The organism is Zestomonas ipomoeae (genome assembly GCF_057128665.1).
On record NZ_JBSKHQ010000004.1, the window covers coordinates 73,910 to 97,439 of the forward strand.

Consider the following 23,530-nt stretch of genomic DNA (forward strand, 5'->3'; position numbering starts at 1 on the left):
CCACACCCGACCGTAGGTTGGTGCTGAGCGCAACGAAGCCCAACACGGAGCGCATCGCGCTCCCTCCGTGCCTGACCGCAGCCCGCCCTTGTTGATCTGCTCAGGCCTCCGGCGCCTGGGTCAGGCGGCGCCACCACCAGGCCAGGCGGGACATCGGTTTTCCCTGATCGTCCAGCGGCCGGCCATCGCTGCCGAAACGCTGCTCCGCTTCGGCGACCTGTCCCTGTTGGTACAGCTGCCGCGAGGACAGTCTGGAGCCCGGGTGGTAGCGCTGTTGCAGGCCATGCAGCAGGCCGCCGTGGTAGTGCTGCAACTCGGCCAGGGTGCCGTCGGCGAAGAAGGTCTTCACCTCGCCATGCAGCAGCCCGGCGCGGTAGTTGGCCTGGCGCTGCACCCAGCCCTCCGGGGCGTAGTAGGTGGCCGGGCCGTGCAACTTGCCGTTGTGAAAGTTCATGCGCGCAGAGGCCACTCCGTTCGGGTACAGCAGCACGAAGGGGCCGTGCAGCACGCCCTTGCGATAGGTCAGGCCGGCCTGGGGGCGACCGTCCTCGTCGATGCGCACCGGGCCGTCCAGGGCGCCGTCCTGCAGCGTACCGCTGAGCCGGCGCTCGCCGCTGTGCACGACGACATTGCCGTTGGAGCCGGCCATCAGTTCACCTGCACCATGCCGCCCTTGAGGGTCAGCATGCCGCCGCCGTCAACCGTCTGCGAGGCGCTGGCCTTGTTGGTGAGCGAAACGCCGGCGTCGTTGGTCAGGGTGGTGCCGGCCTTGTTGTCCAGCGTGGTGCCCGCCTGGTTGGTCAGCCCGGTGCCGGCTTTGTTGGTGAGGGCGGTGCCGGCCTGGTTGGTCAGGTTGGCATCGCTCTTGGCGGTAAGATCTCCGCTGCTCTGCAGGGTCAGGGTGCCGGTCACCTTGATGGTCAGGTTGCCCTTCACCGTCAGTTGGTAGTTGCCGGCGACCTCATGGCTGTAGTTGCCGCCGGTGCTGTGGGTCTGGTCGCCACCGACCGTGACCGTGCGGGCATCGGTCACCTCGAGCGAATCGCTGCCGGTCTGGATGGTCACGCTGCGGCTACCCTTCTCCAGGGTGATGGTTTCGTCGCCGTCCTTCACCGTGCGGGTGCGGGCGTTCTGCACGGTCTGCGTCTCGTCGTGGCCGATGGTGCTGGTGGCATCGTTGAGCACGTTGATCTTCAGGTCCTTCTGCGCCTGGAGGAACACCTCCTCGCTGTCCTTCTTGTCCTCGAAGCGCAACTCGTTGAAACCGCCACCGCCCTTGCTGGAGTTGGTCTTGATGCCGGATTGGGTCTGGTTGGCCGGCAGCGCGTAGGGCAGCGCGTTGTCGCCGTTGTACACGCAGCCGGTGACCAGCGGGCGGTCCGGATCGCCGTCGATGAAGGTGACGATCACCTCCTGGCCGATGCGCGGGATGAACTGCATGCCGAAGCCCTTGCCGCTCCAGGGCAGCACCACGCGCACCCAGCAGGAACTGGTCTCGTCGTTCTTGCCGTCGCGGTCCCAGGGAAACTGCACCTTGATGCGGCCGTACTGGTCGGTCCAGATTTCCTCGCCGCTCTTGCCGACCACGATGGCGGTCTGGGTATGCATGCGCGGCTTGGGCGTGGTGCGCGGCGGGCGGTAGTTGGTGCTCTTGGGAATGGCCTCGAAGCGGTTGCGATAATGTTCGTGACTGGCTTCATGATCGACCTGGGTCACCACCCACTCGATATTCGCCGTGTCATCTTCGTGGCCGCTGAGGGTGAAGCTGTGCCCAGGCACCAGCCAGCGGCAATCGCTCTCACCGATGAACCGCACTTCCTGGCTGCGCAGCGCATCCACCCGCAGCTTGCCGAGCGCATCGCCACGGGCCTTGGCGGTGTAGCCGCCGGGATGTTCGTAGACCATGCGCGGCCCGGCGACCGCCTGGGCCTGGCCGTAGAGCGAGGTGGTCGGCGTGGTGAATTCGTAGTCGGTGGCCCGGTAGGTACCGGACACCGCCTGCCGGCAGATCTGCCCCGAGCGAATGCCATGCAGCTCGCGCTCGCCGATCTGCTGGCCGAGGTAGGCGATGGTGGTTGCGTTCGGGCACGGCGGGAAGGCGTCGTTGCTGTCGCCCAGCACCAGCGTGTGCTTGCCGGCATCGTGGGTGAAGAACCAGAAGATGCCTTCTTCCTCCAGCAGCCGGGAAACGAAGGCGAAGTCCGTCTCGCCGTACTGCACGCAGTATTCGCGCGGGGTGTAGCTGCCGGTCAGCTTGAGTTCGTAATCGCTGAAGCCGTGCTCGTCGAAGATGCTGGTGACGATGTCGCTGGTCGCGAGGTTCTGGAACACCCGGTTGTTGCTGGCCAGGGTCAGCCACCACAGCCACGGGCGCAGCAAAAGCTGATAGCGGTCGGCGGTGGCGTCGCCGGGCAACTGGCGGATTTCCGCGCAGAGGAAGTCCACCGGGCGCTGCTTGTCGTCGTTGTGCAGGGTCGCGGTGAGGTGCGTGGCCACCGCGCTGTCCAGGGTCAGCGCGGTGGCGCTGTAGCCGTGCAGGGTCAGGCTGCCGAGGCTGTTCAGCGCCTCCTCGCCGGAAAGGCTCTCCGGGTAGAGATCGGCCACCGCCGAAGCGGTGAGGGAGAGGCTGGTGGAGGTATCGGTGGGGCGGGTCATCCAGGGTTTCCCTATAACGAGAGACTTCGCTCAGCTCAGCATGCGATCAGGCAGAGAAAACATCGAATACGATAGGACGATGGTCAGGCCCGCTCATATCGAATTCATTTTCCAGGCTTGTGATGTCGATCGGCACCACCTTTACGTCCACCGAAGCCAACACCCAGTCCAGTATTCCACCGCTCTTGTGCGTGGCTTTCCCTTTCCAGCAATCCTGCGCGATTCCCGGCGAATCCAGTTCGCCCACCTTAGTTATGTCCAGATTCAAGTCGCCGGTGGCAACCCAGCGCCCACCTAGCTGAGAGCAGGCATTCAACTGGCTCTTGGTCTGTCCGTTCTGTCCGGATTTGAAGTGCGCGAGAAAGACAAACCCCGAGTAACCATTGACGCTCCGCGCTTCCACGGCGATGAGATCCCTGTTCAAGCCGAAAAGATGACCCTGGCTGGCCACGCTCAAATCCACTGACTTTTTAGCCATCACGATGTAGCTATTGGAATGCCCTCCCTTGTGGCATTCGACCTTATAGCCTCGATAGATATCCCCCAAGTTGCTGACGTAGTTGTCTTCCTGTCCCGAGTGGACTTCACACAGGAAAATCAGATCCGCTTCCATCTGCACGCAAAGCGAAACGAAGAAATCTACTTGCGACTTCTTGCCCAGCGTCGAAGAAAGCCCACTTTTCTCGATATTGAAACTTCCAATTCGCATCTTCCAGCCCCCTAGCACGGGATAACAATATTACCCACCACCGCGTTCAGGTTTCTCTGAGCCAATACCTGCACCGGCGTGATGTTTCGGAAATCGCGGTTGCGGAATAGCGCATCAATTGGAGAATGCCCGTATCCACATCAAACGTAACATCCACGCCATCGGCACAACTGTCAGCGATGAATACGGCCGCCAGATTGGCCCGTGGGAAAGCCAGGAAGTCTTGCCAGCTTCTGACATCGCCAAAAAACAGCCGCGTTCTGTACCACACCAACGCACCATACAAGCATTCCTCAGATTCCTTGGACTGCTTCATCGATATTGAAATACCGCAAGGTCAGCCTAAAATGGTGCGGTCCAAATTCCAACATTCTGGCTGTGCCAATATGAGTAATCGACACCTTGACTCTCTAGGAAGTCAGCACATTGAAAGCAACAGGGTTTTGATACGCCCATGAACTTTCCATCTATTTTACTTCCTAGCGCTTGGATTATTTTCATTTCGGCATGTAGTTTGCGATTTCCTTGGCTGTTTTTAATTATCTCGAAGTCTATATACCCTGCAGACAATACGACCTGCTCTATAGCTGCCTTTTGAATTTCAATCTTGTCGCAGGCGACATAAATCTTTCCGGACAGCGAGGCAACTGCAACAGTTGGCATCCCAATCAACTGCTGATAAAGATAATCAGACTTCCCACCCTTATCTCCGGAAGAATATACTATCGCCAATATGTGCCTGGCGATTATATCGTACTCGTTTAAGGTGTTATATTTTAGGGCTGAGTAGTAGACCGGAGTCGTAATTTCCGTTCCTTCAGGATAATCACCCCTAAGTTTATCGATTGATTTCTTTTCTCCTCTGTCATCCCTATTTAAAGTGGTTATGAGCTTTCTGGATTCAGGGTGTAAAGCCTGCACTATATTTACCGGCTTCGCATATTTTTTCATGTTTGGCACTTGATAACTCCATTTTATTTGCCGGCTGGAAGCTTCCAATTGCTCACTCCAACACCCACTCCGCCAACTTCCCTGCCACTTCCGCCATCAATACGTTCTCGATATCCCGCACGCCCGCCGAGCTGCACTTGGCCAACACCGCCTTGACGATGCCGGGGTCGAAATCGAAGGTCTTGCCGGTGGCCGCCTTGTAGCGGTTCTGCAGTTTTTCCAGCTTGGCCCTGACGATGTTTTCCAGGGTGGCGTCGTCGAGGTTGCGATAGGGCACCACGGTCATGCGGGCGAGGAAGGCCGGGCGGAAGCTGCGCAGCAGCACCTGGCGCAGTTTGTCGTTGAAGGCTTCGCCGCTCTGTTGCTCGACGGGGGTGTCGAGGATCAGTTCGGCGCCGACGTTGCTGGTGGCGAGCATCACGGTGTTCTTGAAGTCCACTACCAGCCCGGTGCCGTCTTCCATAACGCCCTTGTCGAAGACGTTGTAGAAGGCTTCCAGCACGTCCGGGTGGGCCTTTTCGATTTCGTCGAGCAGCACAACCGAGTAGGGACGGCGGCGTACCGCTTCGGTCAGCACGCCGCCGGAGCCGTAGCCGACGTAGCCGGGCGGAGCCCCCTTGAGCTGGCTGACGGTGTGGGCTTCCTGGTACTCGGAGAGGTTGATGCTGATCAGGTTGCGCTCGCCGCCGTACAGGGCGTCGGCAAGGGCATAGGCGGTCTCGGTCTTGCCGACGCCGGTGGGGCCGAGCAGCAGGAACACGCCGACCGGCTTGGCCGGGTCGGTGAGGCCGGCGCGGTAGGCCTGGATGCGCTGGGCGATGGCGCCCAGCGCGGCGTCCTGGCCCATCACCCGCTGCGCCATGCGCTGGCCGAGGGTTCGCACCGCGTGGGCCTCGTCGGCGAGCATCTTGCCGACGGGAATGCCGGTCCAACCGGCGATCACCGCGGCGACGATCTTCGAGTCCACCTGTTCGGGCACCAGCGGGTCGTCCTGGCGAATCGCTTCCAGCCCATGCTCCAGCCGCGCCAGTTCGGCGGCCAGGTGGTCGATGCGGCTGTCCAGGTCTTCGACCGGCTTGCTGGCGTCGGCGCTTTCGCTCAGCGCCAGCAGTTCGCGACGCGCCTCCAGCAGTTCGCGCACGGCATCGCGCTCTTCACCCCAGCGGATCTCCAGCTCGCGAATGGCAGTGACATTGCCCGCCGTCTCGCTCTCCAGCTCGCCGATGCGCGCACCGTGATCGAGGCCGGTGGCCTGTTCGCGGCGCAGCCGGTCGAGTTCTTCCCGTACCGCGACCTGCCGGTGGCGCAGGCTTTCCAGCGGCGGCGGCACGTCGTGCTGGCCGAGGGCGACCCGGGCACAGGCGGTGTCCAGCACGCTGATAGCCTTGTCCGGCAGCTGCCGACCAGAAATATAGCGGTGGGAGAGTTTCACCGCGTCGTGAATGGCCGCATCGAGCACCTGCACGCCATGGTGCTGTTCGAGCTTGGCGGCAACGCCGCGCAGCATCTCGACGGCGGTGGCCTCGTCCGGTTCTTCCACCTGCACCAGTTGAAAGCGCCGGGTCAGTGCCGGGTCCTTCTCGAAGTATTTCTTGTATTCCAGCCAGGTGGTGGCGGCGACGGTGCGCAACTCGCCGCGGGCCAGGGCCGGCTTGAGCAGGTTTGCCGCGTCGCTGCCACCCTCGGCACCGCCGGCGCCGATCAGGGTGTGGGCTTCGTCGATGAACAGGATGATCGGCTTGTCGGCGTTGCGCACCCCGTCGATCACACCTTTCAGGCGCTGTTCGAACTCGCCCTTCACCCCGGCACCGGCTTGCAGCAGCCCGAGGTCGAGCACCCGTACGCTGACCTCCTTCAGCGGCGGCGGCACATCGCCAGCGGCGATGCGCAGCGCCAGACCCTCGACCACTGCGGTCTTGCCGACACCGGGGGCGCCGACCAGGATCGGGTTGTTCTGCCGCCGGCGCAGCAGGATGTCGATGGTCTGGCGGATCTCGCCGTCGCGGCCGACGATGGGGTCGATGCGGCCGTTGCGCGCATCCTCGGTGAGGTCCTGGGTGTACTGGTCGAGCAGCGACGGTTCGGTGCCGGCCTTGGCGCCCTTGCCCGGCTTGCCGGCTGCAACGGCGCCGCTCTCCCGCGAGGGCGCGGTCCATTCCTGCAGGTTGCCGCGCAGTGCCTCGCGGGGGATTCGCAGCAGCGAGGAAGCGCTGTTGAGCAGCAGCGCGCGACGTTCGTCGCGGTCGAGCACCGCCAGCAGCAGCATGCCCGAACGCACGCTGGGCAGGTTCTGCACGCTGGCCTGCAGCACCGCGTCTTCCAGCACCGCCACGGTCTGGCTGGAGAACGCCGGCGTGCGGGTGTTGCCGCCCTTGAACAGCTCCAGCGCCTGGTTGATCTCGGCGGTGAGAGTATCCCGTTCCAGGCCGAAGCGCGGCAGCAGGCAGGCCAGGTCGCCGCCCTCGATGTCCAGCAGCTCCAGCAACAGGTGCTCGATTTCCACGTAGTGATGGCTGCGCTGCATGCAGCGCTGGGCAGCGCGCTCAAGAGCGCGCCGGCAGTCGCCGTTGAGGCGGGTGACCAGGGTTCCGAGGTCCATGTCAGGCACTCCCCGCCGGAGACAGGCGCGTATCGATATGCCGCAGTTGCTGTTTCGGTCCGCGCTCCAGCCAACTGCTCCAGGCCGCACGCGGCGGGGCCTGGCGGTTCAATGCCAGGCCTGGAGTCTCGCTGACCACCAGGCGCAGCGAGCAGTCGAGGTCTGGGCCGAAATAGAAGCTCGCCAGCGCCGCCAGTTGGCGATGGGCCGGGCCGTCCGGCAGAAAGCTCGGGTAGCGCTGGCCATTCAGCGGGCCAAGCACGATGCGAATGCCGGCGTGCTCGTCCCAGACCCGCTTGCCGGCCACCGCGGTCTGCCCAAGGCACAGGTTGCGGCCAGGACGCCCGAGCTGGCTGCGGCTGGCCTCGGGAATCTCGCGCCAGGCACCCTGGAACTGCTCCAGGCGCACGGTCACCGCAAAGTGATGGCGAACGATGGTTTCGAAGCCGGCCAGCGAGCGTCGTGCTCCGGCGAACAGGGCGGTGCGGGCGACGATCAACCCGTCGGGAATCGCCTGGCGCCCCTGCAAGGGCTTGGGCAACAGGCCGGTGAGCGCGCGCAGCTGATCCTGTACCGGGCTGTTCTTCGGCGAGTCGAAGCCGATCGCCACGCGGTACTTGCGCAGGATTCGATAGAGCAGCGACAGCAGGCGGTGCTGGAACAGATCGAGGAATTCCCCCGGCCCGTAGTCCTTCAACCGGGCACGCTGTTGCAACCATTCCTGGTAGGCGTAGGGCAGCGGACCGTCCGGCCCGCCGAGGCCGAACACCGGCGTGGTCAGGATCGGTTGCGCCTGCGCCGGCAACTCCAGCTGCGCCACCTGGCTGGCGGAAAACACCGGCGTCAGCGGCCCGCGCAGGCGCACCGCCTCGCGGCGCGGATCGATGCCCTGCCCCAACGACGTAGCCTGTGGCCGGGCGCGCTCCAGCAGCAGCAGGGCCTGCAGCAGTTCGAATGCCTGCGGCTCGTCGCGCAGGCGCTCGCCTACAGGGACAAGGGTTCGCCGACCTGGGGACGCCATGTCTTGATCTCCTTGTCCCCGAGCAGCAGCACGGTGCGCACGAAGCGGTTGGTATTGGCGTAGAGCGAGAAGAAGTGCGCCAGCACGCCGGAAAACAGCAACGTGCTGGCACCGACGAAGTGCTGCGGATCGAGGCTCAAGCGCACCTCCAGCCCATTGCGCCAGCCACGCCAGGCATCCTGGCCGACCCGTTCGACGATGCGCGCACTGGCGATGCCGTGCAGCCCGGCGATCTGTCGCCGCGCGGCGGCCTCGTCACGCAGGTTGTGCAGACTGAGCATTTCCTTGAGTGCGGCGAGGGACTGCTCGCCCTCCACCAGCGACAGGTGATTGAGGGTCAGCTGCGATACCAGCCGCCAGCGCGAGGAGCCGCCCAGGGCCGGCAGCGATTGCGCATGGGGCGAGCGCAGCAGGCTGACCCGCAATACCGGGCCGGGCCGCTCGAAATCCAGCCGGGTTCCGGCCGGCAGGGTTTCCGCCAGGTGACGGTTGGTGCACAGCAGCTCGGCGGTGAGGCTGAAGTCGGGCACATCCACGGCCGGGTTGAAGTGGGTATCCACCAGGCTCAGCAGCATGTCGGTGCCGTGCCGCCCGGGGTTGCGTCCGGAGACCCGTCGCGCATGCCAGTACAGGCGGCCCTCACCCATGCCGTGCAGGCAGGCGAAATAGGGCGCGATCCACTGCGCCCGCTGGCCGGCGCCAGCACGCAGGCTGCGAATGCTATGGATCTCCACACTGTTCTCGCGGTAGGCATCGGCGACCAGGCGGTATTCGCTGCGCGTCCCGTCCGGGCGCAGCGGCTCGGAGGTCCGTGGGAACAGGTTGATCACCGGCGCACAGCCGAGGGCGATGTCTTCCTGGCGCAGGCTCAGTCGCGCGGACGGCAGGCGGTCGAGCAGGATATACACATCGAGCATCGCCTCGGCATCGGCAGGTATCGTCAGCGGCACGTCGAAGAAGGCGAACTTCTCCGGGCAGGCGAAGTATTCGGCGAGCAGGCGCAGCCCCGGATGCAGGCCGTCCTCGTCCGGCAGCAGGGCCTCGTCGCTGCCGAAACCGACCGTTTCGGGACGCCCGGACATGGCCCGCGGCTGGCTGCCCGGCACGCCGCACAGGGTATGCAGGGCGCTGCCGCAGAGCAGGTCGTAGAGCACCGCGGCGGTGACCGGCGAGCCACCCAGGTGGATGCGCAGGGTGCGGATCGGCAGGGCGCTCCAAGGCTCCTCGCCCGTGTTGCGCAGGCTCAGGCGCAGCGCCGCGCGGGCCAGCGGCACGCCGGTCAGGGCCTGGGTCTCCTCGGTGTCGTGCAGCACCACGTCGGCCACTTCCAGTGGCCACAGGGTGACCGGGGCGGTGCTGCGAAAGTGCACGCTGTCGCCGCTGGCGGTGGTGACAAACAATGGAGTGTCGCGGGGCAAGGAATAGCCCTCGCTGAGGTTGCCCTTGCTCGGATCCGGCTCGAAGCGGGCAATGGCGCAGGATGGCAACGGCCGCAGGGCCAGCGGGTAGAGCTGTTCGAGCAGGGCATCGCTGAATTCCGCATAGCCATCGTCGAGGCGCCGTTGCAGGCGCGCGCAGAGCAACGAGAAGCCCTCCAGCAAACGCTCGACATGGGGGTCCGGGCATTCACCGTCCGACAGCTCCAGGCGGCTGGCGATCTTCGGATAGCGCTCGGCGAAACCGGCGCCGGCCTGGCGCAGCCAGGTCAGTTCGCGCTGGTAGTAATCCAGCAATTCCTCGTCAATCGAGTCGCTCATGCACCTCTCCGTCGGCCATGTCCATCACGAAGGCCACCGGCCAGGTTTCCTCCCCGCCACGCAGTCGGCCGGCGATGCGTATGCGCATGGCCTGGCGACTGCCGTCCAGCGGTTGCACATCCACCTCGGACAGCTGCAGGCGCGGCTCGAAATGGTTGATCGCCAGGCGGACTTCCCGCGCCAGCTTGAGGCGGTCGTCGCTGCGGTCGGCATACAAGCCGCTCCAGTCGGCGATGCCGTAATCGATCACCGTCGGTTGCTTGAGCCGCGAGCGCAGCCCGCGCCGGGTATTGAGCAGCCGCAGCAATTCCTGGCGAACCGATTCGCCGAGGGCCTGACGATCGTAGACGGGCGCCTGGCCGAGCCCGGCCCCGTCGGACGAGGCCAGGCGGTCGAGTAGCGGCGCCCGGCTCCGTTTCCGGAGCGAGACCACCGCTTACTTGACGACCTTGTTGGCCGCCAGATCCCAGGTGGACGCCGCGGTGCCTTCCTTGGTGCCGTCGTCCTTCTGCGCGGTCAGCTCCCACTTGATCTTGGTGAAGTTGAGGGACAACGTCTCCACTGGCTTGCCGCCAGTACCGCCACTGACGCTGACGTTGGACAGCACCACGTTGGACAGCGTGTAGACGATGAACGGCAGGATCTGCCCGCTGCCTTCGGCGGCGTTGCGGCCGATGGTGATCTTGGCTTCGGTGATCGGCTTGCCGGAGCAGCAGTATTCGTTGAGGGTCGGGGTCGAGGTGTCGATGAACTTGGTGAGGGTGAACTCGCCGATGTGAGGCCGGCCGGAGGTGCGCTCCGAGTTGCTGACGTCGTTGGTCACCTGCATGGCGACGTTATGGCTGTAGGACATCAGTTCGATCTTGTCGGCGAAACCTTCGAGCAAGCTGTCGCCCTTAATATCTGCGCCCAGATCGAGAATGATCGCATCCATCGCATGGAACTCCTGAAGCTAAAAAGAAGAAGAAGTTGGCGAAGAAGACCCGCCGGCCCGGGGGCCGGCGGGCGACCTCAGGCCGCGGCCGGCGGCGGCAGGCTTGCCACCAGTCGGATGGAGGCGGTCAGTTCCTCGAGCTGGAAGTGCGGCCGCAGGAACACCGTCGCCCGATAGGCGCCGGGCTTGCCGGCCACCTCGGTGACATCCACCCGGGCTTCGCGCAGCGGGTATTGCGCCTTGATCTCCTGGGGCGCGTTGTCGTTGATCAGCACGTAGTCGGCGATCCAGTTGTTCAGGTAGGTCTGCACGTTGTCGCGGGTCATGAAGCTGCCGATCTTGTCGCGCATGATCACCTTGAGATAGTGGGCGAAACGCGAAGCCGCCAGTACGTAGGGCAACATGGCCGAGATGCGCGCGTTGGAGTTGGCCTCGGCGGTGTTGTAGGTCTTCGCCAGGTTGGTGGTCTGGCCGCCGAAGAACACCGCCAGATCGCTGTTCTTCTTGTGGCAGAGGGAAATGAAGCCAAGCCCGTCGAGCTCCTTCTCGCGGCGGTCGGTGATCGCCACCTCGGTCGGGCACTTGAGCGCCAGGTCGCCTGAGCTGGTGGTGAAGGTATGCGCCGGCAACCCCTCCACCGCACCGCCGCCTTCCACCCCACGAATCGCCGCGCACCAGCCGTACTTGGCGAAGGCGTCGGTGATGCGCTGGGTCAGCGCCCAGGCGGCATTGCCCCACAGGTACTTGCCGTGGTCGGTGCCGTCGACGTCCTCGATGAAGTTCATGCCTTCCACCGGCAGGGTTTCCGGGCCATAGGGCAGGCGCAGCAGGACGTGCGGCAAGGCCAGGGATACGTAGCGCGAGTCCTCGCTGGCACGGAACGAGCGCCACTTGATCAGCTCCAGGCTCTCGAAGACCTTGGCCAGGTCGCGCGGCACGGCCAGCTCGGTGAAGCTGCTCATGTCGAACAGCCGCGGGCTGGCGGCGGCGATGAACGGCGCGTGGGCGGCGGCGGCGACGTTGGAGAGTTTCTCCAGCAAGGCGATGTCCTGCGGATGGCGGCCGAATTCGTAGTCGCCCATCAACACACTGAAGGGATGCCCGCCGAAGGTGCCGTATTCCTCTTCGTAGATTTTCTTGAACAGCACGCTCTGATCGAATTCGACGGCTTTCTCCAGGTCGTTCAGCAACTCCTTCTGGGTCACGTTGAACAGGCGCAGTTTCAGCCGGGTGCTGGTCTCGGTGTTCATCACCAGGTAGTGCAGGCCGCGCCAGGAGGCTTCGAGCTTCTTCACGTCCGGGTGGTGGAGGATTTCATTGAGCTGGCCGCTGATCATCTCGTCGATCTGGTTGATGCGATCGTTGATCATGGCCACGGTGTCTTTGTCGACGACCATGCCTTCATCGAGGACCTGGGTGGCGAATTCGGCCAGCATGTCGCGAGCGTAGGCCTGCTGGCTGTCGTCGTGGGCCATGCGGCCTTCGGCAACGATGCGATCGAGCAGGGACAGGGTGGCAGGTTGTGCACTGCCTTGAGTGCCGGGTTCTGTTTCGGCCATGACGAGTTACTCCGTGTACTGGTTCAGACGATCAGGCTTGGGGTTCTTCAGGCTGGTCGGCAGGCGCCTCGCCCGCATCCGCGGCGGCGTCGGGACGGGCGGCCTTGATTTCCTGCAGACCCTCGGTGTTGGCCACCACTTCCTGCAGCAACTGGTCCAGATCGTCATTGCCGTCGAGCTTGGTGAGCAGGTCGCGCAAACGCTGGCGCGCCTCGAACAGACGCCGCAGCGGCGTCACCTGCTTGACCAGATTGACCGGATCGAAGTCGTCGAAATGGGCGAAATTGAGTGCGACGTTGAGCTTGCTGCCGTCGCCGCTGATGGTGTTTTCCACTTGGACGGCTACCCGTGGCGCGGTGGAAGCAAGCACCTCGTTGAAGTTGTCGCGGTCGATCTCGACGAAACGACGTTCGCCCATTTTCGGCAGGGGATTTTCGGGCTTTCCGGACAGATCGGCGAGGATGCCGACCACCAGGGGCAGCTCCTTCTTCTCGATGGCGTCGCCGATTTCGACGTCGTAGGTGATCTGCACGCGGGGGGGACGGACTCGGTCGAGCTTGTGCTGGGTACTCTCAGCCATGTTCCTTCTCCAAACATTGAGCATCCGCGCAATGTTCGGTTTCCCTGGTCATCGCGCTCCTTGCGGACCTCTCGTCCATAGCTGAACCGGACGGCAGCGATCCTTTCATTCGTCCTGACGGCGAACTACCAAAGACGCTAGAACAGGTCTATAAAAATGCAAATCAAACCGGCCTTAGGTACCCATGAAACCAGGACGTTTCATTTTCTCGATCAAAGTCATGTGCTGTGTCTGCCTGATGCTGCTCGGCGCCTGCTCGTCCACCCCTTCCATCGAACTGCGTTCGCTCACCCTCGACGTGGCACCGCGCGCCAACGCCGACACACCGCTGGCAGTGGACTTCGTCGCGGTACAGGACCCGGAATTGTTCAAGCTGCTGCTGTCGATCCCGGCCAAGCAATGGTTCGAGCAACGCGAGCAGTTCCGCCGCGACTACCTCAAGGCCATCGACGTGTGGAGCCTGGAACTGGTCCCGGGCCAGTTCATGGAGTCGCGCGAGGTGCCCTTCTCCGGCGACCCCGCGGTTGGACTTTTGGTATATGCCGGCTATAACAATCCCGGTACGCACAGACTGCGCCTGGATCAGCAGAAGACGGCCTGGCTGCGCTTCGAAAGCAAGAATATGCGGTTGCTCGGCGACGCCTCTCGAGAGTGAGCAGCGCACGGACACGCGGGCGGGGAAGGTTCCTCGCAGGACGAAATGGACGTAGGAGTGGGGCGCTGTATGAGTGGCATACCCGATGCGATCTGTTGGCATGAAGGCATGCACCTGTTGCCCCAGCATTTCCAGCTACAGGGCCTGCGTGCGGAAACCCTGGCTGCCCGGCAGGCATCGGCGGCGCAACCCTGGTTCTGGGGCATCGACCTGCTGGAGGTCGACGAAGCGGCCCTGAGCACTGGCAAGGTGCGCATCACCGCCCTCGATGCCATCCTGCCCGACGGCCTGCCCGTCGCCTTCGACGCCGCCAGCCACAGCGCGCTCGAACTGGATGTGGTGGAGGCCATCGATGCCTCGCCGCAAGGCATGACCACCGTCTACCTCGCCGTCGCTCCGCTCTATCGCGCCGGCCAGCTGGCCCCGCTCGGCGGCCGCTTCCTCTCGGTGCAGGGCGACCCCGTACCGGACCTGGCCAGCGGCCAGTTTCCCGAACCCATCAACGTCTGGCGCCCGGACCTGCACCTGGTGTGCGAGAGCAACAAGGCCGACTCGGTGTGCCTGCCGCTGCTGCGCCTCGGCAAGCAGGGCGGCGGCTATGCGCGTATCCCCTACGTGGCGCCTACGCCGCGGGTGCTGCCGGAGTCGCCCCTGGGCCACAAGGTCGCCGCGCTCTGCGCCCGCACCCGCGAGAAATGCATGTTTCTCGCCGGGCGCCTGCGCCAGGCGCAACAGGCCGGCAATCCCGAAGATGCCCAGGAAATCGGTCGCCTGCTCAATGCCCTCTGGTTGCGCCTGCCGGAGGTCGAGGCCGCGCTCGGCAGCCGCGTGGTCGATCCGGCCACCCTGCATCGCCTGCTCAATGGTATGGCCGGCGCGCTGTGTACCCTCAACCCGCTGGCTGGCGTGCCGGCCTTCAAGCCACTGGCCTACGATGAACTACTGGACGGCTTCGCCGAAGTGCTCGATTGGCTGAATGCCACGCTCGACCTGGTCCGCGCCGGCTACCGCACCCTGGCCTTCTCCCGCGACACTCACGGCTTCTGGATCGACCTGCCGGCACGCGAGGAGCCCTGGCAGCGCCTGGTGGTGGGCCTGCGCATGCCGGCCGGGGCCGGCGAGCGTGCCGCCAGCCAGTGGATGGAAAGCGCCATCATCGCTTCCCAGCCCCAGGTCCCCACCCTTGCCCGGCAACGCATGCACGGCATGCCGCAACAACCCTTGAGCCGCAGCGAACAGATCGCCTACAGCGTCAGCGAGGAAACCCGTCTGTTCGCCCTGCAGGGCGACCCGGAGTGGTTCGACCCCAGCCAGCGCCTGCGCATTCTGGTACCCGGCGGCGGCGCCGGTATCGAGCCCTGGGAAATCGTGCTGTTCGTCACTGGTGACGAGTGAGGCCGGGCCATGTCCGATAACCCGCCGCGCCTGCGCCTCGGTTCGATGAACGAAGCGCCGCTGAGCGCCGCCTTCGGCAAGGCCTGGGCGCAATGGCTCGACATCTGGTCCGGCCTCTCCGGCAGTGCCGAAGGCGCCGAACAGATCGCTGCAAGGGCTGCCGTCGAGGCCAGCCGACTGACCCGCCGGCTCTGGCGCGATGCCTACGCCGCGGTCGGGGACGCCCCCGGCGGCCAGGCCAAGGCCATGGTCTATGCCTTCGTCGCGCTGCTCGACGAGACCCTGGTATTCGGCACCTGGCCGGGGCAATCCCGCTGGCAGGAGCAGCCACTGGAATTTCGCCTGTTCAACAGCCGCGCCGCTGGCGAACGCGTGCCGCGCGCCATCAACAAGCTGCTGGGTGAGAGCGACCCGGCCAATCGCGACCTGGCCAACGTCTATCTGCAATGCCTGACCCTGGGGTTCCAGGGCCGCCTGCGCGGCCCGCGTGGCCAGGCCCTGCACGAAAAATGGCGCCACGCGCTGTTCACGTTCGCCTGGCAGCGCGACGCCGACGACCGACGCGTCGGCGCCATGCTCGAGCAGCCGGCCAGCATCCCGCCGATGCGACTGCCGGTGCGCCGCATGCTGCCCGACGGCCTGCGCCTGAGCATGGTCATCGGCCTCGGCCTGGTGCTGATGCTCGGTGTCGGCCATCTGTTCTGGCACGATATCGCCCAGCGCGTCGAGCGCGGCCTCTACCAGACCGAGCCGACCCAGGAGCAGCACCCATGAGCGGCCTGGAGATCGCCGTCGTGGTGTTCGTCGTACTGTTACTGGTGGTCCTGCTCGGTGTGCTCGCCTGGTGGCTGCGCAGGCGTATCGACGGCGCCGCGCGCAGTTGCTACCTGGCCGTGCAGCAAATGGAGCGCGACCTCGGCATCAAGGACCGCTACCAGACCCCCTGGGTGATGCTGCTCGGCGACGAACAGCAGACCGAGCTGCTGTGCCGGGGTTGGCGGTTGTCCGCCTCCGGCAAGCCCGGCTGGTTCGGCCGCTGGTGGTACGACAGCGACGCCGCGGTACTGGCGGTGCCCGGGGCCATGTTCAACCATCGCGAGGGTGCGCTGGTCCAGATCGCCGCCTGGTGGCGCCTGCTGCGCATGCTGCTGATGATGCGCGCCGGCCGCCCGCTGGATGCGGTGGTCTGGACCGTGCCTGCCGAGCAGCTGTGGGCCGCCGACCAGGCCGGCGCGACCGGTCTTGCCGCGCGCCGCAAGTTCAACGAGATGCTTCAGCGCCTGGGCCTGAGCGTGCCGGTCTACCTGCTGGTCACCGGGCTGGAAACCGTGCCGGGCATCAAGGAGCTGGCCGACGCCCTGCCCGATGACGCCCGCGACCGGGTGTTCGGCTGGTCCTCGCCGTTCGCGCCGGGCACCGCCTGGCATCCCGAGTGGAGCGAAATCGCCCTGGACCAGCTGGTGCGCGTGCTCTCCGAGGAGATTACCGAGCTGGGCGTGCTCTCCGGCAAGATCGACGACGCGCTCTACCTGCTGCCGCGCCAGTTCGACACCATCCGCAGCAACCTCCAGGCTCTGTGCGATCCGGTGTTCCAAGGCACGGCCCTGGGCGAGGCGCCGCAGCTGCGCGGCATCTACTTCTGCGCGGCGATGCCGGTGCTGGGCATCGATGCCGATCCGCTCACCGAGGTTGAGGAGCTGCCGCGCCAGCCGATGTTCGTCGGGCGGCTGCTGCGCCAGCGGGTGCTGGCCGAACAGGGCCTGACCCGGCCGGTGCCGCGCATCCTGCACCTGCGCCAGCGCTGGCAGCGCATCGCCGGTGCCAGCGCGGCGGTCATCGGCGTGTTCTGGCTGATCGGCATGATCTGGATCTGGCAGGCCGAGCAGCAGCAGGCCGACACCCTCGCCGGCCTGCTGCACGAACTGAATACCGACAACCGGCCCGGCCTGCTCAGCGACGCCGGTGCGCGCAAAAGCATCAGCGGCTTCTGGACGCTGTTGAACGATGCCCCGCGCTGGCGTTTCGCCTCGGTGCTGCTACCCAGCTCGCTGTTTTCCTCGCTGGACAGCCGCCTCCAGCAGCAATTGCGCGACATCGCCAGCCACGAGCTCTATCAGCCGCTGCAGGCCGCGCTGCAACGCGACATGCGCGACCTCGGCGCGATTCGCTCGAGCAACCGGCGCCACCGGAGCGGCGACAACGATTCGCCGGAAGACTGGCCGAACTACGTGCTCGCTCAGCAACTGGTGGAGAAGGCCCAGGCCCTGGAGCAGCAAAGCGCGCGCTTCAACCAGATGCTGGCCGGCAGCAAGACCCCGCTTGACGACGCCGCCTTGCTATCCGGCGAGCTGCTCGGCCTCGAACTGAATGCCCAGGCCCTGCCGCTGCACAATCGCTACAACTGGTTCTTCGCCAACGTGCCCCAGGCACTGGCCAGCCCGGTGGAGCCGATCAAGATCCGCCAGGAAACCGGCAAGCAGTTCGTGCTGCTGATGCGTCTGTGGCTCGACCGCCTGTTCGCCGACGAGAGCTTCAGCGCCACCGCCGGCCAGGTCAGGCGCCACCTGCAGTACCTGCAGAACGGTCAGCGCAATTCGATCCTCGATCTGGAGGAACTGAGCCTGAACATCGCCCAGTTGCGCCGGCTGGTAAACGCCACCAACATCGCCTGGAGCCGCAGCTCCGGAGACGACCTGGCGCCGGGCTATACCGCCCTGCTCGACGGCGCTCGGCAAAGCAGCCTGATCGGCCCGGCGATGGTCGACCAGGTGCTCGACCACGCCAGCCTGCTGCAGAAGGTGTTCCGCGAACAGTGGCTGGTGGAGGACGATCCGCACAACAGCATCCTGCGCCAGCAGAGCAGCGGCAGCATCGAGTTCCAGCCCAGCCTGAGCAAGCTCGATACCGCCATCGACATGCTGCTACGCCAGGACTTCGCCGCCGCCGCGCTCTCCGGCGAAGGCATCGACTTCCACTTCGGACCGATGCCGGGGGTCGATGCCTCCAGCCTCGACTCGGCCTTGCGCTATTTCTCCAGCTACCGCCAATACCTGGAGCAAGGGGTGGCCAAGGTGCCCTACGAATACCGCGCGGCCCTTACCGCCGCTGCGCAATCGGGCACGGCCACCACCCTGTGGCGGCTGCTCACCTCGCCCAACGCCACCTCCGGTGCCGCGCCGGGCAGCAATCGCGCCTTCAACGTTCCGGCGCAGGATGCCCGCGACGTGGCCTCCGCCTTCCAGTCCATCGGCCGTGCCGACATGGCCAACGCGCTGCTGCAGGAACTGGACCGACGCGCGCTGCAGGATCTCGACAACGCCGACGCGGAATTGCGCACTCTGGCCCTGTACCAGCCGCTGCATGGAGACTTTTCCTGGTGGGATGGCGGCCAGAACGCCGGGCTGCGCGCCTACCGCTCGGCCAATCCGCAGGACATGCAGCAATACCTGGCGGGCCAGACCAACCTGATCGCCGATCTGACCAGTCGCATCGCACCGGCACTGGATTGGCTGCAGAGCCAGCGCGCCAGCCTCGCCGCCGGCAATGTCCAACAAGTGCGGCGCTGGCAGGCGATGGCCGCGGAGCTGAAGAAATACAACGAGAAGAACCCCACCAGCGCACCGGCATTGTTCGAACGTTTCGCCAATACCCTCAACGGCATGGAGCTGAGCAATTGCCGCACGGTGCTCAGCGAAGCCGAGTTGCCCAACGGCGTGGACGAGTTCTCCCAACGCGCCCGTGACGTCGCCGGCCTTGCCGCGCAGCGCTGCGCCTATCTGCAGGAGCAGACCGCGGCGGCCGCCTGGAACCGTCTGTCCACCTACTTCTCCCAGTACCTGGCCGGGCGCTTCCCGTTCGCCTTCAACCTCAACGCGCCGGATGCCGATCCCGACCGCGTGCGCCTGTTCCTGAAACTGCTCGACGAAAACCTCGCCCAGGCCAGGGCCGGGCTGGCGCAGAGCTTGTCGCCGGATGCGCTGGCGGCTGTCGATTTCCTCGACAACCTGCAAAAGGCGCGGGTCTGGCTGGACCCGCTGTTCGAGCGCAACCAGGACGGCGTCAAGGGCATCGACCTCGCCGTGCGCTGGCGAACCGATCGCGAAGCGGAGCTGGGCGCCGACCAGGTGATCGAATGGACGCTGCTCTCCGGTAGCGACCAGATCCGCTATCCCGGCGAAGACAACACGCGTATTCGCTGGACACTCGGCGAGCCGGTCAAGCTGCTGCTGCGCTGGGCCAAGAACGCCGCGCAGAAGCCGGCAGACGATCCCCTGCAGTCGGCCTTGGCAGTCTTCGACTACGAAGCCGGCTGGGAATACGACGGCCCCTGGGCACTGCTGCGTCTGTTGCGGGCCCACGTCGCCTTCGAGCGCCTGCCGACCATCGACTACAGTGAAACGCCGTTGGCCTTCCGCCTGCCGGTGTACGCCCCCTACAGCAGCGAGAACCACGCGCAGATGTTCGTGCGCGTAGCGCTGATGAGCGCCAGCGGCAAGACCCCGCTGGCCATCGCGCCGCTGCCGGTGAAGGCGCCCACCTCGCCGTTCTCGAACGGCACTGCGCCGGCCACCGTGGCCGTCTCACCAGAGGCCCCCTGGCCCACCTCGTTCTCCGCCAACCAGCCAGGCACACCGTAGGAGTTCGCCCCGACAATGGACGCCGTCGCGCTTCAAGCCGCAGGCCTGCTGGAACCGATCGCCGGCCCGCAGCCCTGCGGCACCAACATCCGCCACCAGCCGGAGTACGACGCCCTGCGCGAGGCCCGCCGGGAAGACGATGAGAGCCTGCCCACCGGCGTCTGGCAGGCCGATGTCAAACGCGCCGACTGGGTCGCCGTGGAACGCATGGCCAGCGGCATTCTCAGCCACAAGAGCAAGGACCTGATGGTGGCCGCCTGGCTCGGCGAAGCCTGGCTGCACCGTCATGGCTTCGCCGGGCTGGCGGCGGCACTGACGCTACTGGCCAACCTCTGCGAACGCTTCTCCGATGAGCTGCACCCGCAACCGGAGGACGGTGACCTGTCCTGGCGCTCCAGCCCGCTGGAATGGCTGATCCGCCGCTATGCCGAAGTCCTGCTGACCCGCGTTCCGCTGCTCGGCGAGGTGGGCCAGGAATTCGCCAAGTTCAGCTTCGCCGACTGGCAGCAGGTGCAACGCAAGCTGCTGATCGGCGGCGACAGCAAGGCCGCCAAGGCCGAGCGCGAGGCCGCGCAGAGCACCCAGCGCCAGCTGAACGACACCTTGCGCATGTTGCCGGGCGTGCAGTTTCGCCAGAATGCCGCCTGGCTGACGGAAAGCCTGGCCGCCCTGGCCCGGCTCGAAGCCTGGAGCGATGCGCAGCTGGCGTTCGACTCACCGTCCTTCACGCCGTTGCGCCAGACCATCGAGCAGTTGGCCAAGCTCATGCAGGAGTTCCTCGCCATGCACCCCGCCGCCCCGACCCAGCCGGCCGTCGAAGACTCCGCTCTCTTCACCGAGGAAGAGAGCCCTACCCAACCAACCGCCGTCGGCCGCGCGCCTGCCAGCCGCGACGAAGCCTACCGGCAACTCGCCCTGATTGCGGACTACCTGGCCAAGACCGAGCCCCATAGCCCGGTTCCCTACCTGATCAACCGCGCCGTCGAGTGGGGGCAGAAACCGCTGCGCGACCTCCTTGCCGAACTCATCAGCGCCGATGCCGAAGCGCGACGACTCTGGGCGCTACTCGGCGTGCTACCGAAGCCCTGAAACGAAAGAGCCCACCGTAGTGGGTCTTCTCCTGGCAGGGCCCATGGGTTCCACGTGGAACCTAGCGGCAAAAAAACAGCTGCACGGCGCTTCTGGATAGGGCTTCTCCCGAACGGTGGAACAAGCACCTGCATCTACCGCACCGCTTGGGCGCGGCGTTCCTCCCGCTTCGGTAGCGGCAGGCGCCCCACTTTTTACCCAGCCTGGCCGGGACAGTGATATTTCTGAAGATGTCTATTGTTGAGTCCGCGCGCTTCAATGGACCCACCTCCTTCAAACGCACCGCAGCGTGAAAGGTCATCAATACCGTGAAACCCCAGAGCGCAGGTCCTACAGCGGAGATAGGGCAGAGAACGAAGAAGCCAACCACCGCCGTAGCAACGGCAGCGATCTTCTTGTCCAGCGTGATGGCAAGCAGGCTGTTTGATAGCGCGGCCCCGTTTCGCGGTCGTGGTACTGACCTTGGAAGCGCAGGTTCTGGCCTCCAGGCTACGCCAGGCCTTGTAGAAGGCCCGCCAGCCCACTTGGCCGTCGGCGTCGGTCAGCTCCTGCGGGGTGCCGATCTGGTCGGTGTGGAAGTAGTAGCGCTTGGCTGGGCGTTCGGGCAGCTCGGGATCGGTATCGATACGCGCCAGTGGGGCGTAGCTGCCGGGCTCGTAGACGTAGAGGCTGTGCAGACTCGGTGCCTGTTCCTGGAGCAGACGCAGGCCCTGCCAGAGGAAGTCGGTGCTCTGGTCCTGGCCGTTCTGGCTGACGGTCTTGCCGATACGCCGGCCTAGGCTGTCGTAGCGGTAGTGCGCCTCGCTGTGCAATTGCGTGCCGTGCCAGGTTTCGGCGCGGATCAGGCGGTTCTCGCTGTCGTAGTGGAAGCGCTGGTAGGCGCCGCTGCCGTTGCTCTTCTCGCTGAGGTTGCCCCAGGCGTCGTAGCCTCTTCCGACTTGCTTGCTGCCGAACGCAGCCGGGACAGTTGGAGTTAATGTGAAAATCGGACGGGCGTCGCTGCCAGGTGTGGCCTTGCGGGCAGCGGAAACCATAGCGTGCCGTGGCGCCACGCCATTGATCATCTAGGCATTCGGTCTGAGCCTTGCAGGCGGCAGCATGCAAGCGATCCAAATGCCCCTGACCGATGCAGACCGGACAGACATCAGTGCCCTTGGCTCCAACAAGCGATTTCGGTGTCCGCTCGAATACATGCCCTTGCGCGCAACTAAAACGGTGCAACTCCTGCCAACCGAGCCAGGCCGTTTCCGGGCACGAAAGGTTGAAGTGGCCGGCGACAGCGCGGACGGAATCTGACTTATCGAGCACGGGATGACGCGAGGTCACATCAGAACCCTAGTTTTCCTTGAGCGAGAGATGCTTGGAGTAATTGGGGCCACACTTGGTTTTGCTACCCCACTTCAAACCAGTCCCATGAGTTCAAGCCTTTTTCAAACGCGCCGCCGCGAGAAAGGTCACCAGTACCGCAGCGAAGCCCCAGAGGGCCGGGCCGACGGTGGGAATCGGGCGCAGTACGAAGAAACCAACAACCGCCGTAGCGACGGCAGCAGCCAAGGCGATCTTCTTATCCAGTGTGATGGCGAATAGGTTGTTGCACTGTTTGCACGCCCTTGCCCCGCCAGGCTTGGATGGCCCCATGATAGCGGGGGAAAAGAGGCTGATCTTGGCGGAGCAGTGAGGGCATTGCATTTAATTGAGGCCCTGTTCGTTTAGTTGACAAATGTCACTATTGCACGCAGTTTTTGCAGCATGCAGCGTAGCACCAGAAGTTTACACTACGCTGTTTGAACAAAGAACAAACCAAACTGACCACTTTTGCTCTGCGGTTTTCTTATAAAAAGAAAACCAAGCGCATCAGTTAAATATAGAGCATCTTGGAATGGCTGGGGGAAGTCAGAAGAATATATTTGGCAGACAAAATTGTAGTCTTCGCTCAGCGAACTAGCAGCGAGCACCCCATTGGGGATTACCTCAGAGAAAAGCGAAGCTACAGAAAATTCGCCCTCCCCGATCTCATAGTCCAAGAGTTCCATATTAAGCCGCGGCATGCTCTCTACAGGGCTTTTTATGGATTGTTCAGCATCACTATAAACTACCGAAGTATAGCCGCTACTGATTAGCTTTAACTCCTCGGAATCGCCTGAGTAGGTGATATAATCCAAGAAGTAGTCCTGCCTATTGTACGTTGAAAAGACATGAATAAAGCCGCTGAAGGGTAAATCGCCCCTCTTCATTTCCCTCTGAAGGGCTTGACAATCAATGCTAAAAAGCAACGTCAAGCAATCTCCGTCTGGATTTTTTGGCCATTCATTTAGCCTCGCCTCATCTCCTCCAAAATAAATTGCAGGATGAGCGATAGATTGATCAGATGCCGGAACAATTCTCTTCGTTGCCATCATGATTTCCTCCCTAGTAGCTCCCGCAGGGCCACAGAACGGAAAATCAACCAACATCAACCTTCCTGAAGGCAACTCCTTTAAATCCGCCAGCCTTGTATAAATCTACAAATGACGATGACACAAAAACCTTGCTTGGAGACTCACTCAATCTAAAAATATCAAGATCTCCTATCGCCTCCCTATGCAGTACATGTTTAAAAACCACATAGCCTTCATCATACTCATCGTAGTCTGAATTTTCTTTGTCTAGAGCATCATGTATCACCAGATCCAAGTAGTACGCCGCCAGATCAGGGACTGGCAAACGCAAGCTAAGCTTCTTTAAATGCTCACACCCAATCAGGCATGACGCTTTTTCCATCAGCGCATTGCTAAATACTATGATTGGAGAGAAAGCAACGTCCATATCTGCACCCACCGGCAACCGGGCGTCTTCTGAGTTGTATTCAATTCGAAATTCGCCTCCGTGATCCTCAACAAAGCCAACCGGATCGGAGTCTTCAAATGTGCTCCAAATCGAAATACCCCCTTCTTCTTCGACGAGCCCTTTGTAATCGTCTCCTTGCAGAGGCAAAAAGTACTGTTTCATA

General features: G+C 63.9%; 21 protein-coding genes. 5 read left to right on the top strand and 16 right to left on the bottom strand.

Features of this window, described 5'->3' with window-relative positions; translation table 11 throughout:
* Positions 1-100: 100 nt before the first annotated feature.
* The 12 genes from ACWKV7_RS07430 to tssB all read right to left on the bottom strand — a co-directional run bounded on the left by ACWKV7_RS07430 (position 101) and on the right by tssB (position 12,765).
* The gene (locus ACWKV7_RS07430) at positions 101-649 is read right to left on the bottom strand and encodes a toxin-antitoxin system YwqK family antitoxin (protein ID WP_483857024.1); all 549 of its coding nucleotides are present in this window, start codon (positions 647-649) and stop codon (positions 101-103) included.
* Positions 649-2,655, bottom strand: a complete 2,007-nt coding sequence (locus ACWKV7_RS07435) for a type VI secretion system Vgr family protein (RefSeq protein ID WP_483857025.1) — start codon at positions 2,653-2,655, stop codon at positions 649-651. Before ACWKV7_RS07435 ends, ACWKV7_RS07430 begins: the two co-directional genes overlap by 1 nt.
* A gap of 46 nt (positions 2,656-2,701) precedes the next feature.
* Positions 2,702-3,364, bottom strand: coding sequence for an endonuclease/exonuclease/phosphatase family protein (locus ACWKV7_RS07440; protein WP_483857026.1), 663 nt, complete (start codon positions 3,362-3,364; stop codon positions 2,702-2,704).
* Positions 3,365-3,410: 46 nt separating this feature from the next.
* On the bottom strand, positions 3,411-3,680 hold the full coding sequence (locus ACWKV7_RS07445; RefSeq protein ID WP_483857027.1) for a hypothetical protein: 270 nt from the start codon (positions 3,678-3,680) through the stop codon (positions 3,411-3,413).
* Between the two features lie 26 nt (positions 3,681-3,706).
* Positions 3,707-4,315: a hypothetical protein gene (locus ACWKV7_RS07450; protein WP_483857133.1), complete on the bottom strand. Its 609-nt coding sequence runs from the start codon at positions 4,313-4,315 to the stop codon at positions 3,707-3,709.
* 52 nt (positions 4,316-4,367) lie between these two features.
* Positions 4,368-6,914, bottom strand: coding sequence for a type VI secretion system ATPase TssH (gene tssH / locus ACWKV7_RS07455; protein ID WP_483857028.1), 2,547 nt, complete (start codon positions 6,912-6,914; stop codon positions 4,368-4,370).
* Between the two features lies 1 nt (position 6,915).
* Positions 6,916-7,935 (bottom strand): type VI secretion system baseplate subunit TssG, encoded by a 1,020-nt coding sequence (gene tssG, locus ACWKV7_RS07460; RefSeq protein WP_483857029.1) that lies wholly within the window; start codon positions 7,933-7,935, stop codon positions 6,916-6,918.
* On the bottom strand, positions 7,899-9,692 hold the full coding sequence (gene tssF, locus ACWKV7_RS07465) for a type VI secretion system baseplate subunit TssF (protein WP_483857030.1): 1,794 nt from the start codon (positions 9,690-9,692) through the stop codon (positions 7,899-7,901). The genes tssG and tssF overlap by 37 nt, the downstream gene beginning before the upstream one ends.
* A complete protein-coding gene (gene tssE, locus ACWKV7_RS07470) occupies positions 9,676-10,125 on the bottom strand; it encodes a type VI secretion system baseplate subunit TssE (protein ID WP_483857031.1) in 450 nt (149 codons plus the stop codon). The genes tssF and tssE overlap by 17 nt, the downstream gene beginning before the upstream one ends.
* A 3-nt stretch (positions 10,126-10,128) precedes the next feature.
* Positions 10,129-10,626 carry an Hcp family type VI secretion system effector gene (locus ACWKV7_RS07475; RefSeq protein WP_483857032.1) on the bottom strand — a complete coding sequence of 166 codons (498 nt, stop codon included), beginning with the start codon at positions 10,624-10,626 and terminating at the stop codon, positions 10,129-10,131.
* A gap of 77 nt (positions 10,627-10,703) precedes the next feature.
* On the bottom strand, positions 10,704-12,185 hold the full coding sequence (gene tssC / locus ACWKV7_RS07480; protein WP_483857033.1) for a type VI secretion system contractile sheath large subunit: 1,482 nt from the start codon (positions 12,183-12,185) through the stop codon (positions 10,704-10,706).
* A gap of 31 nt (positions 12,186-12,216) precedes the next feature.
* Positions 12,217-12,765: a type VI secretion system contractile sheath small subunit gene (tssB, locus tag ACWKV7_RS07485; RefSeq protein ID WP_483857034.1), complete on the bottom strand. Its 549-nt coding sequence runs from the start codon at positions 12,763-12,765 to the stop codon at positions 12,217-12,219.
* Between the two features lie 184 nt (positions 12,766-12,949).
* Between tssB and ACWKV7_RS07490 the strand changes: the two genes are divergently transcribed.
* The 5 genes from ACWKV7_RS07490 to tssA all read left to right on the top strand — a co-directional run bounded on the left by ACWKV7_RS07490 (position 12,950) and on the right by tssA (position 20,541).
* Positions 12,950-13,420, top strand: a complete 471-nt coding sequence (locus tag ACWKV7_RS07490) for a type VI secretion protein (protein WP_483857035.1) — start codon at positions 12,950-12,952, stop codon at positions 13,418-13,420.
* Between the two features lie 69 nt (positions 13,421-13,489).
* Positions 13,490-14,815 (top strand): type VI secretion system baseplate subunit TssK, encoded by a 1,326-nt coding sequence (gene tssK, locus ACWKV7_RS07495; RefSeq protein WP_483857036.1) that lies wholly within the window; start codon positions 13,490-13,492, stop codon positions 14,813-14,815.
* A 9-nt stretch (positions 14,816-14,824) separates the two neighbouring features.
* A complete protein-coding gene (locus tag ACWKV7_RS07500) occupies positions 14,825-15,589 on the top strand; it encodes a DotU family type IV/VI secretion system protein (protein ID WP_483857037.1) in 765 nt (254 codons plus the stop codon).
* Complete coding sequence (locus ACWKV7_RS07505) at positions 15,586-19,452, top strand: type VI secretion system protein (RefSeq protein ID WP_483857038.1); 3,867 nt, start codon at positions 15,586-15,588, stop codon at positions 19,450-19,452. The genes ACWKV7_RS07500 and ACWKV7_RS07505 overlap by 4 nt, the downstream gene beginning before the upstream one ends.
* A gap of 15 nt (positions 19,453-19,467) precedes the next feature.
* Positions 19,468-20,541 carry a type VI secretion system protein TssA gene (tssA, locus tag ACWKV7_RS07510; RefSeq protein WP_483857039.1) on the top strand — a complete coding sequence of 358 codons (1,074 nt, stop codon included), beginning with the start codon at positions 19,468-19,470 and terminating at the stop codon, positions 20,539-20,541.
* 194 nt (positions 20,542-20,735) lie between these two features.
* Here the strand turns inward: tssA and ACWKV7_RS07515 are convergent, their stop codons facing one another.
* The 4 genes from ACWKV7_RS07515 to ACWKV7_RS07530 all read right to left on the bottom strand — a co-directional run bounded on the left by ACWKV7_RS07515 (position 20,736) and on the right by ACWKV7_RS07530 (position 23,529).
* On the bottom strand, positions 20,736-21,605 hold the full coding sequence (locus ACWKV7_RS07515) for an RHS domain-containing protein (RefSeq protein ID WP_483857040.1): 870 nt from the start codon (positions 21,603-21,605) through the stop codon (positions 20,736-20,738).
* A 355-nt stretch (positions 21,606-21,960) separates the two neighbouring features.
* Positions 21,961-22,095: a hypothetical protein gene (locus tag ACWKV7_RS07520; protein ID WP_483857041.1), complete on the bottom strand. Its 135-nt coding sequence runs from the start codon at positions 22,093-22,095 to the stop codon at positions 21,961-21,963.
* Positions 22,096-22,316: 221 nt separating this feature from the next.
* Positions 22,317-22,994: a DUF1963 domain-containing protein gene (locus ACWKV7_RS07525; protein ID WP_483857042.1), complete on the bottom strand. Its 678-nt coding sequence runs from the start codon at positions 22,992-22,994 to the stop codon at positions 22,317-22,319.
* The gene (locus ACWKV7_RS07530) at positions 22,984-23,529 is read right to left on the bottom strand and encodes an imm11 family protein (RefSeq protein WP_483857043.1); all 546 of its coding nucleotides are present in this window, start codon (positions 23,527-23,529) and stop codon (positions 22,984-22,986) included. The genes ACWKV7_RS07525 and ACWKV7_RS07530 overlap by 11 nt, the downstream gene beginning before the upstream one ends.
* Position 23,530: the final 1 nt, after the last annotated feature.